Raw genomic sequence first — 19,566 nt, forward strand, 5'->3', positions numbered from 1 at the left:
TTTTAATATTTATCCCTGTAATTGTTTTAAATTATAAAATTCTCCCTTTAAATTTATTAATTCGGCGTAAGTCCCACATTCCACACATCTTCCATTATTCATAACAACTATTCGGTCAGCATCTCTTATGGTAGAAAGTCTATGTGCTACTATAAACGTTGTACGATCTTTAACTAGATTTTTCATGGCCTTTTGCACATGAAGTTCTGAAATATTGTCTAGTGCTGAAGTAGCTTCATCCAAAACAATTATTTGTGGATTACGAATTAAAGCCCTTGCTATAGCAATACGTTGTCTTTGACCCCCGGATAACATCCCTCCGTGTTCCCCTATAGAAGTATTTAATCCTTTAGGTAAGTTAGCAATTACCTCTGTTAAATTTGCAGATTCTATTACTTTTGCAATCTCATCCTCACGTATATTGGTAAGTCCATAAGTAATATTGCTTCTAATAGTACCTGAAAATAAAATTGTATTCTGAGGCACTACAGCTATATTGCTTCTGTAACTACGTAAATCTATTTCTGCCATATCCATACCATCAATTAATAACTTTCCTTTTGAAGCTTTATTAAACCCGATAATCAAATTTAATATTGTGGTTTTACCTGCCCCTGATTCACCTACAAAAGCTATGCATTCTCCAGCCTTTACCTTAAGATTAAAGTCCTTTAATACTGGCTTTTCTAAAGTTTCATAATTAAATTCTACATCTTTAAAATCAAAATCACCTTTAACATTTATGAGCTTCTTTTTTCCTTTATTATCTTCAATGTCTTCGGATAATAAAATTTCTCCAACTGACTCTATTGATTCAAATCCTTTCACTATATCTGGGTATACATTAATTAAGCTAGAAACCTGATTTAATATAGATGAAAAATAACTTTGATATAACACAACATCTCCAACCGTAATTTTACCTCTATACGCTAGGTAACCTGTAAATGCAAGACAGCCAACTTGAAAAACTTGAAATATTGCCCAACCTGATGCTCCTAAAAATGCTGTTATAATATCCAAATTATATCCGCTATGTCTCACTTTTTCTAATTGTTTATCCATTCTAGTGATTTCTACATTCTCAAGTCCGTGCGCCCTTGTAATAGGAACAAGTTCCACCATTTCTGCCACATTTGCAGACATTTCTTCTATTTCTTTACGGAAATCCCTATTAGTTTTTCTTATATTCTTTCTAAAGTGTTTTATAATAAAAAAAGAAACTGGCATAGACAACATAAAAAATATTGCCACGGTAAAACTCTTTGTTAATGTAATAGTAAGAGCTACAACAATATTAAGAATTGTTGGTACAAATCCATTGAAAATCTGCCTTGACAGTACCGTAATTGCCTCTACATCTCTTAATACCTTAGATTGAATCTTTCCTGATTTTAATTGTTTATGATAGGAAATTGATAAAATTTGCAATTTCCTTACTAACTTACTCCTAAGTTCCGCTTCTACACATCTTAATGCTTGGCTGAAATATTTTGTATATAATATATTACTTGGAACATTTTGAATAATTAATAAAGATGCTATTATTAAATTAATCCATAAGCCTTTTAAATTATGCCTTGCTGGACTACTGACAATATCAATAACATTTGCTGTTATAATTGGCATTACCCAAGTTGGTAAATGCTTAATAATAAAAAATAAAAAAGATAAAAGTAATTTTGAAATATTATCTTTATATAAATATGCTAATGTTTTTACGGGTTTATTTTTATATATATTTTGTTCTTTGAGCAGTGTCTCAAATTCTAAATCATGTCCATTAATATAATCCATTTATGCACCTTCCTACCACTTCTTTTATTCTGTCGTAACCGTTACCATTCAACCTAAATTATACCACTATTAAACATTTACGACAATATATACATCATTTTTTATCAATTAAATGAAGATTTTATGGTAATATTACCCTCTATTATGTTAATATGTAGAAAGCACCAAAATCTATTTGTCTTTTTTATAACTTCTACCTATTTGCATTTCACTCCTTTTGTGTTACATTTTAATTGACTATAAAACAATTTAATTATTATAATAATTTACATAAATGCATTTTATAAATGCAGTTGGAGGAAAAAAAATGGCTAAATCAAAAAGAGAATTTGGTGAAGGACCTTTCTATACAATAACTAATTATATATTTTGGTTCCTCATAGGTAATTTTTACTTTCTACTTCTTAATATTCCATTAGTTATTATGTTCATTATACTTTTTTCTGTTGGAACAAATAAAATTCCACAAGGTTTTACTTCTATCCTTATTGTATGTTGTATTCCTATAGCACCTGCAGCAACAGCTTTATTTAGTGTGATGGGCAAACTTATACGTGAGAAAGATGTAAATATTACAAAGGATTTTTTTAAAGCTTATAAAACCAACTTTATTCAATCTTTATTTTTCGGTGCCTTAGAAATAATGCTACTATGCATACTCTCTATTGATATTAAATATTTTATTGCAAGTGCTTACCCAAAACCATTAACAGTTTCTATTTTTGTAATAATAGTTTTTGTTTTTTCAATAAATCTGTATGTATTCCCAATAATCTCAAGATTTTATTTAGGCTGGAAAGATATTCTTAAAACAGCTGCATACTATACAATTAGAAAATTCAATGTTACACTTTTATGTCTTTCAAGTTTTTTAATTGTAGGCTTTGTATTTTTTAAAATCTCTACCTTTATATTACTATTCATATCAAGCATTGTTTGTTATTTAATAATGTATTATCAAAAAAATGTATTATTAGAAATTGAAAATAAGCTAAAACTAAATACTGATAAACCTAAACTATAAAATCTCTAATTTAAAGGGGCAGTTCATTACTATTTAGTAATAAACTGCCCCTTAAATTTCGTATTTTTTTATTATACTCTATTGTAAAGTTGTTCAATAAACTTAATACTTCCATCCATATCCACTTCTTTAATATCTTCAAGCAAAATATTTATAAATGGTTTTCTCTCCTTAATCAGTTTCAGTATCAATTCATAATTTAAATTTCCCATGCCCGCAGCTACAATATTGATTTTATCATTACAAACTACAAAATCCTTTGCATGCAAAACTACCATTCTATCACCAAATAAATTAAAGGCATCTTTAATAAGATCATTTTGATCCTTAAAGTTTAATATTGATATATAATTAGTTGGATCGTATATAACTTGTAAATTGTTTGACGGAATCAAATCTAGGACTCTTCTCATTCTTTGAGGAGTAGATACAACCTCGTTTTTCCCTCCCTCAATTCCAACTATAACTCCAAATTTTTCAGCTTCACATGTGAGCTCTTTTAAACTTTCAATTAAAGTTTCAAAAGCTGATTCTGACTCGTTATCATAATCACTTAAGCCATCAACCTTTAAAGTTCCAGTTTCTGTTCCAACTATACTACATCCAAAATCTCTAGCAAATCTTATATGTTCCTTAAACCTATCTATCTCTGCTCTTCTCTTTTGGATATCCGGATGTATACCATTTATATAACAACCTAAAACAGCAATCTGAACATTTTCTTTTTTAAAACTATCCCTAATATAATTCCCAAGGCCTGGACTTAACTTGCCAAAACTACAATCTATTCCATATATCGCTTTACTTAAAGCCAATTGAACATATGAATATCCCTGCTTTGATACTTTCGCTGCAAGCTGCGCAACTGGTAATTTCCCAAAATCATGAGCTCTTCCACCTATTATCAAAATTTTTCGCCTCCATTTTTTAATCGCATTCCTTAAATTTTAATCCTATTCATTTATTATACTGCTAATTTAATTAAGTTTGCTTCTTATATATATTTGTTTGTGATAAAATGAATATAAGAAATACATCTTTACAAATAATTTAAATAAATATAGAAATTAAAAACCCTAAGGAGGAATTTACATTGAACAAAATTGAACAACTAACAGTAGATACTATAAGAGTATTATCAGCTGAGGCAATACAAAAAGCAAATTCAGGACATCCAGGTCTTCCACTTGGAGTTGCACCAATGGCATATACATTATGGGCAAACCACATGAAACATAACCCTAACAATTCAAAATGGCAGGATAGAGATAGATTTGTACTCTCTGCAGGTCATGGATCGATGCTTGAATACTCACTTCTTAATCTTTTTGGGTATGGTCTAACTATTGAAGATTTAAAGAACTTTAGGCAATTTGGAAGTTTAACTCCTGGCCATCCTGAATATGGTCATACAAACGGCGTTGAAATTACTACGGGTCCACTTGGACAAGGGATTGCTAATGCAGTTGGTATGGCAATAGCTGAAAGTCATCTTGCAGCAAAATTTAATACAAAAAAACATGCTATTGTAGATCATTATACATATGCTATATGTGGTGATGGAGATAATATGGAAGGGATATCTTCCGAAGCAGCATCCCTTGCAGGTACTCTAGGGTTATCTAAACTTATTTTAATGTATGACTCAAATAGCATATCTATAGAAGGCTCTACAGATATTGCCTTCACAGAAGATGTAGGCAAAAGGTTTGAAGCTTATGGATGGCAGGTAATATACGTGGAAGATGGCAATGATATGGATGCAATAGGCAAAGCCATTGAAACTGCAAAGCTTGAATTAAATAAACCTACCTTTATTAAAATTAAAACTATTATCGGATTTGGCTGTGCTAAAAAACAAGGCTTATCATCTGCACATGGCGAACCACTTGGTGAAGATAATATAACTGAAATGAAAAAATGTATGGGCTGGAATCTTGCTCCATTTACCGTTCCAGATGAAGTAACTAAGCATATGGAAATCATAAAATCAAAACTAAGCGAAAAAGAAGAAACTTGGAACACACTTTATGCTGAGTATAGCAAAGAAAATCCTAAACTCGCTAAAGAATATGAATCATGGCAGAGTGGTGATCTTTCTGTTGATTTACTAAAAGTTGAAGAATTATGGAAATTTGAAGGCAAGGCAGCAACAAGAAATTCTTCTGGTGCTATAATAAATATATTAGCAAAATATGTACCAAACTTTATAGGAGGTTCTGCTGACCTTGCTCCTTCTAATAAAACATATATGAAGGGTTTGGGTGATTTCTCTGTCGACGATAGAACTGGTTCTAACCTTCATTTTGGAGTACGTGAGCATGCCATGGCAGCCATTGCAAATGGTATATATGTTCATGGAGGACTTAAACCTTTTGTTTCAACCTTCTTTGTATTTAGTGATTATATGAAAGGTGCAATGAGACTTTCTGCACTCATGGGTCTACCTGTAACTTATGTGTTAACTCATGATAGTATAGCTGTTGGTGAAGACGGTCCAACTCATGAACCAATAGAGCATCTTGCAGCTTTAAGGGCTCTACCAAACTTTAATGTGTTTAGACCAGCTGATTCAAGAGAAACAGCTGTTGGTTGGTATTCCGCAATAACTTCAAAAATAACCCCTACCGCATTAATACTAACAAGACAGAATCTTCCTTTATATGCTGAAACATCAATAGAGGCTTTAAAGGGTGCATATGTATTAAAAACTTATGAAACACCTGGTCAAAAACCTGATATCATTTTAATGGCTTCTGGATCTGAAGTAGAATTTATTTATGAAGGTGCTAAATTATTAAATGATAAAGGTATTAAAGCAAGAGTTATAAGTATGCCATGTTTAGATTTATTTGAAGCTCAATCAAAAGAGTATAAAGAATCTATATTACCGTCATCTGTTAGAACAAGGCTCGCTGTAGAAGCTGCTGCTTCATTCGGTTGGCACAAATATGTTGGACTTGACGGAGACGTAATTTCCATCGATAGATTTGGAGCTTCAGGTAAAGCTGAAATTTTATATAAAGAGTTTGGATTCACAACAGAGAATGTTGTAAGTAAAGCACTTAAACTACTAGGCAAATAATTTCATTAAAATATAATCTATTAAACAAAGACCATCTACTCAATATTGAATAGATGGTCTTTTTTTATCATTTAAATTTTTTCGTATTATTTAGTTTTCCAATTTTCAAGTAAATATTTTTCTGCCTCTAAAGACCAAAGTCCCTTATTATTTTTTGCAATTTCTGCCAATTTTTTAAAACGTGGATCTTTTTTACCTTTTTCTTCAAATTCATCTATTGCTGTAATATCCATAAATATATTTGTATATATTAATTTTTTACCAGCTGGTACTTCTGTTAGTCTAATAGTAGCATCTGCTGCACTATCAAGTCCTCCGATATGAGTAACCATAACTGCTGGATTTATAATATTCTTTTCTGTCATTCTTAATGATTCAATCATGTCGTTTGTATTTCCACCAGTAGTTCCAATAGTATGAGTTGATTGATAATGAACATTATAAAAATTAAACATCGCTGAGAATTTAGTATCTGTAGGACCTGCAAAGAAGTTTAAGCAACCATCTCTACCTAATATCTTATCTCCTTGCTCTACCACTGGTTTAACTGGAGAATATACAAATACATCATCAAAACCTGTTCCACCTGTTAAGCCTCTTAAATAAGCCGGAACATCTTCTATATCCTTTGTATTAACAAATATTAATTCTATTCCAACTTTTTTTGCATCTTCCTTTGTGAATATTGCACTTGCTCTATCTAATCTACCTTGTTCTATATCTGTTACTACAATTAGAGATGGCTTTCTATCACAGTTCATAGCATAATCAATTGCGCCTAGGCCCATTGGACCAGCAGCTGCTAGCATTGCAAGTTTACCACCCTCAACTATTCCCATCTTATGTTCATAACTGCCCATTACAGTATGGAAACTTGCATGAAAACCTCCGATAATACAAGACATTGGTTCAGCCAGTGATGCTTCATAATATGCTTTGCCATCATAATTTAATAAGCAACCTAGTTCCATTACTTCTTGTGGCATTATTACATAAGTCGCATCTCCTCCACAATATCTATAAGAATATCCTGGTGAATCCATACTTCCTTTATAATTAAGCGCTGGTTGCATAGAAAATTTATTGCCTGGCTTAAAGTCATTTTTCCATTTAGAACCTACCTGTACTATATCTCCTGCCATTTCATGTCCTACAATTACTGGATTTACTGCTACATCGCTTGGTACTCTCTTATGATCACTTCCGAGTATTGCCGCTTTATAAGTAGACATACATATGCTGTCTGACACTACTTTTACTAGTATTTCGTCTTCTTTTATTTCAGGAAGTTCAAATTCTTCCATTCTTAAATCTTTTTTTCCGTATAATCTTACTGCTCTTGTTTTCATATATATTACCACCTTTTTTTATTTATTATAAGTATTCAAATACGACTTGTTTTTCAAGTTCCATAATTGTTTTAATATCACTTGATTTTGTGCCCTCTGTCATTACATTTGCAGCACCTGTGGCCACAGATAATCTTACTGTATCTTCAAAATTAAGACCCTTTTCTAATGAGTATGCTAGGGCTGCAACCATTGAATCTCCTGCTCCTACTGTACTTTTTACATCCACCTTAAGTCCATGTGCATATATTGTGTTCTCCTTAGTTACGAAAATTGCTCCTTCACTTCCTAATGAAACCGCTACAATAATGATACCATATTTCAGCAAACTTTTCGCTATTTCGACGATTTCGACAACGCCTTCTATTTTTTTATTAAACATAGCTTCGAGCTCATCTATATTCGGTTTCACAAGATAAGGTCCTGATAAAATACCAGCCTTAAGCATTTCGCCATCAGCATCTAATATTGTTTTTGCTCCTGTTTCTTTTGCCTTAGTAATCCAATTACCATAAATTTTCTTATCTACGTTACTAGGCACACTTCCTGACAAAATAATAATATCCTCACTATTTAAATTATTAAAGACTTTATCACTTACTTCGTTCAAATCCTTTAGACTTGCATCTGGACCTGCTTCATTTATATCTGTATTAGTATGATTGATCATGTCAACAACTTTTATATTTGTTCTTGTTTCGCCTTTTGTAAAGACAAAGTCATTTAAAATATTTATATCATCGAGATATCCCTTTATAAACTGCCCTGACTGTCCAGACAAAATTCCCATTGCACGACTTTCGCCGCCCAAATTTTTTATAACTTTTGATACATTGATTCCTTTTCCACCAGCATCTAATCTAACAGATGCAACTCTATTAACATTTCCAACAGTGAAATTATTTATTTCAATAGTCTTATCAACTGCTGGATTTATTGTTATAGTTGTAATCATATTTTCACCTCTTATATTTAAAATTTACTCTTCTAATTTTATTGTAAATAAATCATAGATGTGCTGAACATCTTCTGTACTTTTTAACATATTAATAATGTTTTCATCTTCTCCTTCAATTGCGATTGCAATATTGGAAAGTATTTGTAAATGTTCGTCTCCAACTCCAGCAATACCTATTACGAGATATGCTACTTCATCATCAAACTTAACTCCATTTGGAAATTGGAGTACCACCATTCCTGTTTTTTTAATGTTTTTCTTAGCCTCACCAACTCCATGAGGAATTGCTATACCTTTACCAATATATGTGGAGAGATCATCTTCTCTTTGAATCATAGCATCTATGTATTCTTCTTCTACATATCCACCCTCATACAATAATCTACCAGCCATTTTAATTGCTGTATATTTATCTGTACTTTCAAGTCCTAATTTTATATTTTTCTTTTCAAGAATTTTACTTTCATTCTTTACAACATTTTTAGGTTCAATATTAACTTTAGTATTAGTATTAGCAACTGGTTTTAATCTTGCCGAAAGAATCTCAAACGCAGGGTTATTAAGAAAATCTTTAACCGATATATGCTCAGCATCCGGAACTACGCTCCTTGCTCTTGCAGTTAAACTTTCATGAGTAATAACAATTTGAGCATCCCTAGGGATATCTTCAATTGCACAATTTACTACGTCAATATTGTATCCTGCTTTTTTAAATTTAGTCTTTAGTGTGGTTGCTCCCATTGCGCTTGAACCCATACCTGCATCACATGCAAATATTACTTTATTGAAAGTTCTTACTTTTACATTGTTTTTTTCTTTTATCTCATTCACTTTTTGGGATCCTTTTAATTTACTTGATTTTGCTTTTGCATCTTCTAATTCATTTCCAGTTGTTTTTCCATTTGATCTTTTGATTATTACTGATGAGATTAAGAATGAAACCACGGCAGCTACAAAAACACCTGCGAGTACTGAGAAGTATCCACCCTTAGGCGTCATTGCAAGTATTGCAAGTATACTTCCTGGAGACGCTATTCCAGTTAGTCCTGCTCCAAAAATCTGGAAAGTGAATATTCCACTTGCTCCACCACAGACTACTGAGATTAAAAGCAAAGGATTCATCAAAACATAAGGGAAATAAATTTCATGTATTCCACCAAGGAAATGAATAATTATTGCTCCAGGAGCTGATGCCTTAATCTCCCCTTTTGCGAATGCCCAATATGCTAATAATACACCAAGTCCAGGACCTGGATTAGATTCAAGTAGAAAGAATACTGATTTTCCAATTGCTTTAGATTCTTGTAATCCAAGTGGACTAAGTATTCCATGATTTATTGCATTATTTAAGAACAATATTTTTCCTGGTTCTATAAATAAAGATACTAAAGGTAATAATCCAGCGTTAACTATAACTTTTACTCCAGATTCCAGAACTGCATTTAAACCTAATACTACTGGCCCAATACCTGATAAAGCAATCATTGCGAGTATTGCTCCAATAATTCCTGCTGAAAAGTTATTTACTAACATCTCAAATCCTGCAGGTGTTTTTCCTTCAATAAGTTTGTCAAATTTCTTTATGACATACCCACCGAGTGGTCCCATTATCATTGCACCCATAAACATTGGAATATCTGCTCCTGCTATAACTCCCATAGTTGCAATTGCACCAATTACTCCACCTCTTACTCCAGCTACCATCTTACCACCAGTGTATGCTATCAGTAGTGGTAAAAGATAACTTATCATTGGGCCAACTAATTTGGCAAAATGAGCATTAGGCATCCTTCCAGTTGGTATAAATAGAGCTGTTATTATTCCCCAAGCTATAAATGCCCCAATGTTTGGGAGAACCATTCCGCTTAAAAAGCGACCAAAACTTTGTACCCCTTGTTTGATTTTCCCTGTCTTTTCAGTACTTGATATATTATCCATAACTCATACCTCCATTAATTATTTACTTTTTGCGTATAAAATTCTTTTAAAATATCATTTAATTCATCAAATGCGTAATTACTATTTCCAGCCTTTAGATATTTAAGAAAGTCAACTCTTTCAATTAACATTTTACTTACGTACCCTATAACTTCTATTTGTAATGCACTACAGTCTTCTGGTGCAAGCATTATAATTCCAAGCTTAATATTTTCTGTTTTACCTTCACCATTTAAACACTCTAAACCCTTAGCAAGCTTTACCGCCCCAAAATACAATTTTTGTACGATATCCGTCCTACAATGTAGCAATATCATCTCATGTCCGGTTACAATTGTGTTTCCTTTTTCTTCTCTACTTTTCAGCGCTATTCTTACTTTTTCTTCCGTCTCTGAATCTTGCTCTATAGCCTTACTAGCCACAATTATTAAAGCATCAACGCTGCTTATCCCCGAAATTTCTTTAAGAAAAAAATTGTCTAAAATCTGTATTATTGCTTCACTATATATATTTAATGAAATTAATTTTTCTTTAAATTTAATTTTTTTATTTTTCTTATAAGAATGTTTAATATTTGTGTTTTGAAAATCCTTTATTTGATTTGCAATTTTATCTTTGTCTTCCTTAAAAAGCAATGGATTCACTATTACTACTGGTTTAAAACACTTCTCTATATTAACTGTAGATATAATAAAATCTATCTCATTCTCGCGTAGCATGCTTTCTTCAATGTGAATTGTAGATATTGTATCTACAATTTTAATATTGTCATACTCATTTTCTATTCTTATAGCAAGAAGTCTTGAAGTTCCCATACCCGTAGCACAAGCAATTGCAACCCTATAAATAGGTTTAATTAACGTTTCACTATTTTCAATTGCAGCACCTAAATGCATGGCGATGAATGCAATTTCAGCTTCAGGCATTTCTATTCCTATATGTTTTTCAACTACTTTTGCGCATTTAGTACTAGTCCTCATTAAATCAGTATAATTAGTCTTAATTTCTTCTAGAAGTGGATTTCTAATATCAAGTTTCATCTTTAGCCTTGTAATTGCTGTTCCAAGATGATTTACTAATCCATTTAACAAATCCTCATTATTCCCAAGGAATTTTCCTGTTTCAATCTCTGCTGTTTTAATAATTTCCTTCGATAACTTTATAAGTTCAAAACTTCCTATTATCTTATTTCCTGTTTTATATTTTCCCTTGTAATTTTTAGATCCTTTAATGTGCATTGTTATATAACCTATTTCATCCTCTGGTATTTCTACTTCAAAACATCTTGATATATTAACAGACAGATCAGATGCAATTAAATACTCAGAACTTGTCTTAAGTTCTTTTAAGAACTCATGATCTATGGTTATTTTATCGCCTTTTTTTACCCTTTCAATAGCAAGTGCAATATGAACAATTAATCCAACAAACGCGCTATCCACTAACTTATAATTTCTTTCTTTCTCCATATTCTCAATTAAAGCTTCTATTTTCCTTATTGTTTCATTCTCTATTAAATTAAGTAACCTATTTCTAGAGGATGCTTCGATATCTTTTGCCACAACTACTGAATCATCTAAATTTTGCCTTATTAAGTTTAAAAGCTGACTTTCATTTGTATTTTCATAAATTAAGCTAACCATGGCTTTTCTTATATGATTTTCTTTTCCTTCTACATATACACCAAGTCCCTGCTTTCTAATTAAATTCAAACTATGTTTTTTAAACCATTCATCTGTTTTTTCTAAATCATTACTTATAGTTGCTTCTGTAACTTTTAAAGTTCTAGTAAAATTGTATAACTTAACCGGCTCTTGGTTTTGAAGTAGTTCACTAATAATTATATTTTTCCTCTCTAGAGGAGAATATATTGTTTCATCCTTTTCTCCATTTAGTAAATTAACAATAATTTGTTTCTCTAATAAAGAACCAATTACTTTGATACCAACCCCAGTCTTTTTATCGAGTTTTAATCCATTTTGGTTAAGAAACTTTTCAACATCATGTATCTCTCTTAATACTGTCCTACCACTAACATCTAAATCTTTTGCAATTTTAGCAGTAGTAATATAATCATTCTCGTTACATATAATTTGCAGAATATTCTTTATACGTAAATTAATCTTATGACCCTTCATAATATTCCTCCAAAATTATTAAAAGATTGTATCAAGTTGCTTATACCTAAAATTCAAGTTTGCCCTGTAATTTAAATCCTATTAATTAAAGTCTATAAAATAATAATTTCTTGATTACTTTAACTTTATTATATTCTAGTAAACAATTACATACAATTCAAAGATAAATTGAATAGTCAGTAGCTAATGATGACAATATTTAATATATTCTATCTTTAAAATTTAATATTCACGTAATTTAGCCTTTTATGTCATCCACATATACAAACTCATTATATAATATAAAAAAAGTAGGATAAGCTCATGAAATCACCAACTTATCCTACCTTTAATTTTTAGTTTTCCTATTTGTTCTAATTATATAGTCATTACCTTTCCCTTAATCTTCACATAAAGCTCATCATCAGTTAACTGATTAGTAGTAGTTGCAAGCAACATAATATTCCTATCCTCATCAGATAGAACATATTGCTTTTCCCAGTTATAAAAATTAGAACCATCACCAAGTACACGAATATACCTTCTAAGAGTATCTAAACAATATATTGTGAGTTTAACATTTGTGAGACAATCATTTCTGTAGAAATTTATCCATTTATCATGCTCTGATTCCTTCATTTTGCTAAGTGCTTTTTCATATTCTTTCATTGAAGCTGAAATATTTACAAACGAAAGAGAATATTTTTCCTCCCTAAATGCATCATAACCCTTGCAAAGATATACTGAGCCTTTACAACCTGTTAGATGAATTATTACCTGCAATAATAAACTATCGCAAAAGAGACTCTTCTCTTTTCCTAATAAAGACATTAACACATTATCACACTGATTTTTTAAAACTTCCCACTTATTCAAATTTGCTTCACACTTTTCCTTATACCACTTAACCTGCTTTTCAAAGCAAATATCGCCCGTGGCCCAATTTAAAGATTCTACAGTATCATTGTTTTTATCTTTAATCCAATGACTAATTATTTCTCTCGTTGGATAGTGATAAAATTGCTCTCCTGCTCTTTCATCTTCATGTTGTCCATATTGAATAGGTGTATTAAAATATTTATTAAAACATTCTTCCACAATTTCACTTCCAGAAGGAAAATAGCATTTCATATAATTTTTCATGTGTTTATTTGTATCTAAATAACCATACTTCCAAAGTTCACTCATTAAATCTAACATATAAGTATGAGGTCTAATATTCCCACTATTTACAATTAAATATTCATTAGCTCCAACCATAAATGCAGCTTCTAATTCCGACTTCACAAATTCAGGTGTATTAGGAAGCATAGTCAAATGATTAGATGATTGCAGGTCATAAAAGGTAACATGATAATAAACACCATGAGGGCCTATTTCATTTTTACTTGGCAATGAATATACTCTAGGGTTATGATTTCCTTGTCTTCTTGAAACCATTTTTCCATATCCGCTATCTGCCCATATTTTTATAACGCCCTCTGGGAATTCTATGTATCCCCCCTTATATAGTTCCATTATTTCACCGTATAAGTTTGTGCAAACTACCGGTTTCTCAACATATTCTTTAACTATTTCGTATTGCTTTTGAATTACTTTACTTATAAGTTTACCTCTTGCCTCAGGCGTTTTATATGTTTCATCATATTCCCAAAACGCTTGATCACCCTGCCCTCTAAATCCAATATTCCATATAACTTTTGTGTCTTTCTGATCCAATACGGCGCTTCTCCAAAGTTTCTCAAAAAGTTTACTATTTTTATCATATATAGGCTCCTCGCCTGGGTAAGCTCTTAAAAACATTTCGGCACCTAAAGGTTCTGCATGATGATGAGTTATCCACAACCCCATATCTGATGCCAGCTGCTTGTTTATTTTGCTCGTTTTATCTGTACCTGGTATAACCATATTCCCACCGCATCTAAGTATAGTTTCAAAAACTAATTTCCAAACTTCCTCGTCTGTTGGACTATCCTTCCAACCTGATAATAGTACTTCATCATTTACAAACCACCCTCTATATTTAACCTTTTTAGTAAATGACTTATAATCAGACATAGGAATTCTAGCATATGGTAAGTATTTTGGTTCCTTATCATTCCAGAACCAAAATGGATCTACACCTAAATATGTTTTACTTATATAAAGCACTGCATATATTATTCCTAATTCATCCTTAGCATTTATATTCATAACACTTTTTTTATTATCATCCGTCTTAAATTTCAAAGTAAACTCTTCTGACTTTAAAAGAAACTCAGTATCATCTAATGAACATCTTATAATTATTTTTGTCTTTTCATCTCCGTTTAAATTGCTTTCAAGTTTAAATACTTTGTTAATATCACGTAAAAAAATATTTATAATATTTTTAATTGCCTTGCTACTTTCTCCTATTACTTCTATCGTTGTATTTTTATTTAAAATAAAAAATTTATTTTGTTTCATTAATTTCACCTTTCTTTTTCGCTTTTATTAATCCTTAAGTCCACTTGTTGCTACACCTTCTACCAATTGTTTTTGAAATATTAAAAATATAACAACTACTGGTATTAAAGACACAACAGACATTGCAAGCATTCCCCCATAATTATTAAATGAATTTGGATCAAGATATAAATTTAAAGCTAAAGAAACAGTGAAATGCCTTGGATTACTCATAAAAATTAGAGGTTGAAAAAAGTCTTGCCATATCCAATAAAAAGAAAATATTGTTGATGTAATTACAGCTGGAACTACTAATGGAAAAATAATTTTAGTAAAAGTTTGAATTTTACTACATCCATCAATTTCAGCAGCCTCATCTAGCTCAATTGGTAATCCACGAATAAATTGTACAGTTAAAAATATGAAAAATGCACTACCAAAAACCCATGGAATTATTAATGATGCAATATTATTTATAAGCCCTAGTTTCTTGAATATAATAAATTGTGGTACTACCATAACTTGGTTAGGTACCATCAGCGTCATCATTACACAGAAAAACCAAAAATTTTTACCAAAGAATTTTATTCTAGCAAACGCATAAGCTGCAATCACTGAAGAAAAAACGCCTCCAACGGTTCCAATTACTGCAACAATTACTGAGTTCCACATGAATGTTCCAAAAGATACTCCTCCAATTCCTTTCCATCCTGAAGAGTAGTTTTTCACAATGTCCCAATGTTTAGGTATTAATGAATATGAATTAACAAATATTTCAGAATTCGTTTTAAATGAACTACTTACTAACCATAACAATGGATAAATCATAATAAGACCTAATAAAACAGTAAAAAAATGAAACATAAATGATCTTAATTTTTTATTTTTTCCCACCTTTATCACTCCTTTGATTCGTAATGTACCCATGCTGTCTGGGATTTAAATAATACTGCAGTAAATATTCCAATTATAGCAACCAATACCCAAGCCATAGCACTACTGTATCCCATGTCAAAGTAGGTAAATGATTTTCTATATAAATTTAATACATAGAATAAGGTACTGTCCATTGGACCACCTTGAGTTATGATATAACTTTCTGTAAATGCTTTAAATGCATTAATTATTTGCAGAATTAAGTTAAAGAAAATTACTGGAGTGAGCATTGGTATTGTAATTTTAAAAACCTGTCTAAAAAAACCGGCGCCATCAATACTTGCGGATTCATAAATACTTTTTGGTAATTGTTTTATAGCAGCTAGAAATATTAACATCGCTGATCCAAATTGCCATACTCCCAGGGATATTATTGTCCATATAGCAGTTGATGGATTACCTATAAAAGATATTTTTTGATGTATTCCAATAATAGAAAGAAGCGACATTGCAACTCCATCATTTCCAAAAATCTGTTTCCAAACTATTGAAACAGCTACACTTCCTCCAACAATTGAAGGTACATAATACACTGCTCTATATAAACCTAAAAACTTTCTTTTACTATTAAGTAACATCGCTACTATAAACGCAAATATTAACCTTAATGGAACTAACATAAACACATAATAAAATGTTACACCTAATGACTTCCAAAAACTTGGATCATTGAAAAACATTCTTTTGAAATTATCTATACCAATGAACTTAGGTGTACTAAGTAAATTATATTTTGTGAAAGAAAAATATAAGGATATAACCATTGGTATTGCATACATAATCAAAAATCCTATCAACCACGGCGCAATAAGGATATAACCAGTTACATTATTATTTCCAAATTTTAATGTTTTCTTTTTTTTACTCATATAAATTCACAACCTTCGCGATGTAATTTTTAATAATGCTTTACAGACTGAATATTATTCCAGCCGTAAAGCATTGATAATTATTATTTAGAATTTCTTCCAAGTATTTCATTGGATTTAGTTCTGAAACTAGCTGCTGACTGTGCAGCCGTAGTTTTACCATATAAAAATGAATTTACTGTATCTGTCAATGTTTTAGTAACCTCAGCTACTCCTGCTGGATCTGCTGGATCTGCCTTTGTTGAATTTTTAACAATAATATCCGCATAATCAAACATATCCTTTTGTTGAGCTGTTAATGTAGGTTTTATTGTGTCTCTTACTGTTGAGGATACTGGTATTCCGCGTTCAGCATTTATAACTTTGTTTGCTTCTGGATCATTTAAAAACCAATTAATAAATTTAGCAGCTTCTTTCTGATTTTTTGATGATTTAGCTACTGAAAAAAACATAGATGGTTTATTCCATAAAGCTTTAATTCCTGTACTACTATAAGGAGGTGTTACAAGCTTTAAATTAGGGTTTGATTTTGAAACTATGACACCATAATTAGACCAATCCATAGTAGCTCCAGCTGTGCCCGTAACAACTGGCTCAGCTTCCTTTCCTTTTGCACTAATTTGTGCCCATTGATCAGGATTAGGCAATGCTTTTGCATCTTGAAGTCTTTTAAGCATATTAGCATAATCTATGAAAACACTATCATTATCATATCCTAATTTTGTACCATCTGCCGAATACATTGTTTTACCATATTGTCTTACCCAATATGGAAAAGTGCTTATATTATCTATTTTACTTTGGCCATAAGACCCCGTCTTTTTATGGATTGTTATCATATCTTTTTCAAAGTCAGCCCAAGTCCATGCTGATGTTGGCATTGCAAGTCCCGCTTTTTTAAATACCTCTGGATTGTAAGTTATTGCAAGTCCTGTAGAAGCTAAGACAACTCCTGTTAGCTTCCCACTTACCTTACCTGTATTCACCAGATTTTGGTCAGCTTTTGTTAAATCAATCGTCTTATCGGTTACATAAGGTGTTAAATCCGCTAAGGTATCATTGTTAGAATATGTTGATATAAACGAATAATCCATTTGCATTATGTCTGGCATGGTATCACCTGCCGCCTGAGCTGAAATTTTATCAAAATAACCATCCCATCCAGAAGGTGTTGCCTGAAATGTGACATTTGGATATTTGGCTGTATACATTGATAATAATTTATTAGTATAGTCATGCCTTGACTGTGAACCCCACCAAGTTATTGATAGTTTAACTGGCGCATTAGCATCAACTTCTTTTTTTGAGGATGCAGTATCGCTTTTGCCACAACCACCTAGTGCCAACGAACCAGTTAAAACAGCCGCTAAAAGTATAGACATAGATTTTTTCATTAATATTTGCCCCCTTAATGTTTTTACTAACTTTTGTATTTATAATTTTATTATACAATTGTTTTTTGAAAAAAAGAGTCAAAAAAAACGCTGCTTTTGTTTAAAAATCAGCGTTTTTTGTAAACCGTTACAGTTTTCTATATTCAGATGGAGTATAGCCCGTATATTTTTTAAATACTTGGCTAAAGTATTGAGTGTTATCACCAAGTCCTATTTGCTCTGTTATTTCATAAAATTTATAGTCTTTTTTACTCCTAATAAGTTCTTTAGCCTTTTCCATCCTGATCCTAACAACATATCTAGAAAATTTTTCATTAGTGTGTTTGTAAAAAAGCTTACCTAAATAATTTTCATTTATAAATAATACTTTTTTTGCTATCCAATTTAGTGATAACTCATAATTTTGTATGTTATTATCAACGCAATTTATAACTGTACTTATAATAGCTCCATACTTTTCTGTATTATTATCATAATTTTTTTTAGCTATTTCATTAGCTATATATTTTATATATACACTAATTTGTCTTAAAGTACTTTTATCTTGGATTTCATATAAACCTTTTGCATAGCTGCTAACTTCTTTATGATCACCTTGCCTTAGTATAATCAAAAATATTTCAATACAATAATTTTTAGCCATTTCTATTTCTACTTTTTCTTGATATATCATATTAAAAAAGCTGTCCAATTGCAAGTTTAATCTTTCTATATTACCTGTTTTAACAGAAACTGCAATCATTTCATTGTAAGTTGAATCATTTAAATTATCTTCCGACTTATTAAACTCAATAATTTTCTCTGTTATTATTTTGTTATCACCAAGATAAAATTCACATTTTAAACATTCCTTAACCTCTAGATACATTTTTTGTATACTTTCAAAACTATTCTCATTGCTTACCCCTATACAAATGTCACATTTAAAATACTTATTAAAAATATCTTTAATTTGGGATAATAAATCTGTCAGTATATATAAATCAATAGACTTAATTAGCAATAAAATGTTATTATCCAATATAGTGCTTAAGTAAACAACATTTTGATTCAATATATCATATGCTATATTCTTTAAAGCAAACTTCTCTAGTAAATCAACTCCATTATCTAGTTTAAATACGACAAGCTTAAACTTAGTTTCTTTTATATCAAAGAGTCTTAAAAAATATTCACATTCTACCTTACTATAGGTCACACCAATTATAAAATCTCTTAAAAACTGTTCTCCGACTTGTGGTAAAACTTTTTTTAAATTATCATTTATATCTGTAAGAAATTTATCCTTTTTTTCTTTATCTTTTTTTTCTATTGCTATTTTTTTTAAAATTTTAATTATTTCATCCTCATCACATGGTTTTAATAAATAGTATTTAACGCCGTATTTCATCGCTTTATTTGCAAATTCAAATTCTCCATATCCAGACAAAATTATAAAAATAATTTGAGGATATTCCTTATATATCCTAGCAATTAATTCTAATCCCCCCATTCCAGGCATTTTAATATCCGTTATAACCACATCCGGAACAACTTGCTTAATAATTTCATAAGCATCTATTCCATTTTGAGCCATTCCGCAAAGTGAAAAACCATATTTGTTCCACTCAATAGAATTCGCAATACCTTCTCTTATTATTCTCTCATCATCAACAATCAAAACTTTATACAT

The 19,566-nt window shown here is 30.9% G+C and carries 13 protein-coding genes; 2 read left to right on the plus strand and 11 right to left on the minus strand.

Translation table 11 applies throughout. The features are described 5' to 3' along the window. Nucleotides 1-9 precede the first annotated feature (9 nt). Nucleotides 10-1,797 carry an ABC transporter ATP-binding protein gene (locus tag KPL54_RS04565; protein WP_216105200.1) on the minus strand — a complete coding sequence of 596 codons (1,788 nt, stop codon included), beginning with the start codon at nucleotides 1,795-1,797 and terminating at the stop codon, nucleotides 10-12. A gap of 307 nt (nucleotides 1,798-2,104) precedes the next feature. Between KPL54_RS04565 and KPL54_RS04570 the strand changes: the two genes are divergently transcribed. Next, the gene (locus tag KPL54_RS04570; RefSeq protein ID WP_216105202.1) at nucleotides 2,105-2,821 is read left to right on the plus strand and encodes a YesL family protein; all 717 of its coding nucleotides are present in this window, start codon (nucleotides 2,105-2,107) and stop codon (nucleotides 2,819-2,821) included. A gap of 71 nt (nucleotides 2,822-2,892) precedes the next feature. Here the strand turns inward: KPL54_RS04570 and KPL54_RS04575 are convergent, their stop codons facing one another. Beyond that, entirely contained in the window at nucleotides 2,893-3,729 is an 837-nt protein-coding gene (locus KPL54_RS04575; protein WP_253203349.1) for a sugar phosphate isomerase/epimerase family protein, read from the minus strand. Nucleotides 3,730-3,914: 185 nt separating this feature from the next. On the opposite strand from KPL54_RS04575, the gene tkt reads away from it, so the two are divergent. Further along, entirely contained in the window at nucleotides 3,915-5,906 is a 1,992-nt protein-coding gene (gene tkt / locus KPL54_RS04580; RefSeq protein ID WP_216105204.1) for a transketolase, read from the plus strand. 86 nt (nucleotides 5,907-5,992) lie between these two features. Here tkt and KPL54_RS04585 read toward each other — a convergent pair whose 3' ends face one another. The 9 genes from KPL54_RS04585 to KPL54_RS04625 all read right to left on the minus strand — a co-directional run bounded on the left by KPL54_RS04585 (nucleotide 5,993) and on the right by KPL54_RS04625 (nucleotide 19,566). Then, on the minus strand, nucleotides 5,993-7,255 hold the full coding sequence (locus KPL54_RS04585) for a zinc-binding dehydrogenase (RefSeq protein WP_216105206.1): 1,263 nt from the start codon (nucleotides 7,253-7,255) through the stop codon (nucleotides 5,993-5,995). Nucleotides 7,256-7,280: 25 nt separating this feature from the next. Further along, nucleotides 7,281-8,210, minus strand: a complete 930-nt coding sequence (gene pfkB, locus KPL54_RS04590) for a 1-phosphofructokinase (RefSeq protein ID WP_216105208.1) — start codon at nucleotides 8,208-8,210, stop codon at nucleotides 7,281-7,283. Nucleotides 8,211-8,234: 24 nt separating this feature from the next. Beyond that, complete coding sequence (locus KPL54_RS04595; protein ID WP_216105210.1) at nucleotides 8,235-10,151, minus strand: PTS mannitol transporter subunit IICBA; 1,917 nt, start codon at nucleotides 10,149-10,151, stop codon at nucleotides 8,235-8,237. A 14-nt stretch (nucleotides 10,152-10,165) separates the two neighbouring features. Further along, on the minus strand, nucleotides 10,166-12,289 hold the full coding sequence (locus tag KPL54_RS04600; protein WP_216105212.1) for a BglG family transcription antiterminator: 2,124 nt from the start codon (nucleotides 12,287-12,289) through the stop codon (nucleotides 10,166-10,168). 357 nt (nucleotides 12,290-12,646) lie between these two features. Continuing rightward, nucleotides 12,647-14,716, minus strand: coding sequence for a glycosyl hydrolase 115 family protein (locus KPL54_RS04605; protein ID WP_216105214.1), 2,070 nt, complete (start codon nucleotides 14,714-14,716; stop codon nucleotides 12,647-12,649). Between the two features lie 27 nt (nucleotides 14,717-14,743). After that, nucleotides 14,744-15,589 carry a carbohydrate ABC transporter permease gene (locus KPL54_RS04610; RefSeq protein ID WP_226127991.1) on the minus strand — a complete coding sequence of 282 codons (846 nt, stop codon included), beginning with the start codon at nucleotides 15,587-15,589 and terminating at the stop codon, nucleotides 14,744-14,746. 5 nt (nucleotides 15,590-15,594) lie between these two features. After that, nucleotides 15,595-16,500 (minus strand): carbohydrate ABC transporter permease, encoded by a 906-nt coding sequence (locus KPL54_RS04615; protein WP_216105217.1) that lies wholly within the window; start codon nucleotides 16,498-16,500, stop codon nucleotides 15,595-15,597. 83 nt (nucleotides 16,501-16,583) lie between these two features. Then, a complete protein-coding gene (locus KPL54_RS04620) occupies nucleotides 16,584-17,894 on the minus strand; it encodes an ABC transporter substrate-binding protein (protein WP_216105219.1) in 1,311 nt (436 codons plus the stop codon). A 127-nt stretch (nucleotides 17,895-18,021) separates the two neighbouring features. Beyond that, entirely contained in the window at nucleotides 18,022-19,566 is a 1,545-nt protein-coding gene (locus tag KPL54_RS04625; protein WP_216105221.1) for a response regulator transcription factor, read from the minus strand.

This window comes from Clostridium estertheticum, assembly GCF_018861295.1.
GTDB lineage: Bacteria > Bacillota > Clostridia > Clostridiales > Clostridiaceae > Clostridium_AD > Clostridium_AD estertheticum_D.

Bases quoted from the DNA above. Each gene is read 5' to 3' on its own strand.
- KPL54_RS04605 (WP_216105214.1), bottom strand. From the start codon at position 14,716: ATGAAACAAAATAAATTTTTTATTTTAAATAAAAATACAACGATAGAA.
- KPL54_RS04615 (WP_216105217.1), bottom strand. From the start codon at position 16,500: ATGAGTAAAAAAAAGAAAACATTAAAATTTGGAAATAATAATGTAACT.
- KPL54_RS04595 (WP_216105210.1), bottom strand. From the start codon at position 10,151: ATGGATAATATATCAAGTACTGAAAAGACAGGGAAAATCAAACAAGGG.
- KPL54_RS04625 (WP_216105221.1), bottom strand. From the start codon at position 19,566: ATGTATAAAGTTTTGATTGTTGATGATGAGAGAATAATAAGAGAAGGT.
- KPL54_RS04585 (WP_216105206.1), bottom strand. From the start codon at position 7,255: ATGAAAACAAGAGCAGTAAGATTATACGGAAAAAAAGATTTAAGAATG.
- KPL54_RS04620 (WP_216105219.1), bottom strand. From the start codon at position 17,894: ATGAAAAAATCTATGTCTATACTTTTAGCGGCTGTTTTAACTGGTTCG.
- pfkB (WP_216105208.1), bottom strand. From the start codon at position 8,210: ATGATTACAACTATAACAATAAATCCAGCAGTTGATAAGACTATTGAA.
- KPL54_RS04570 (WP_216105202.1), top strand. From the start codon at position 2,105: ATGGCTAAATCAAAAAGAGAATTTGGTGAAGGACCTTTCTATACAATA.
- KPL54_RS04600 (WP_216105212.1), bottom strand. From the start codon at position 12,289: ATGAAGGGTCATAAGATTAATTTACGTATAAAGAATATTCTGCAAATT.
- KPL54_RS04565 (WP_216105200.1), bottom strand. From the start codon at position 1,797: ATGGATTATATTAATGGACATGATTTAGAATTTGAGACACTGCTCAAA.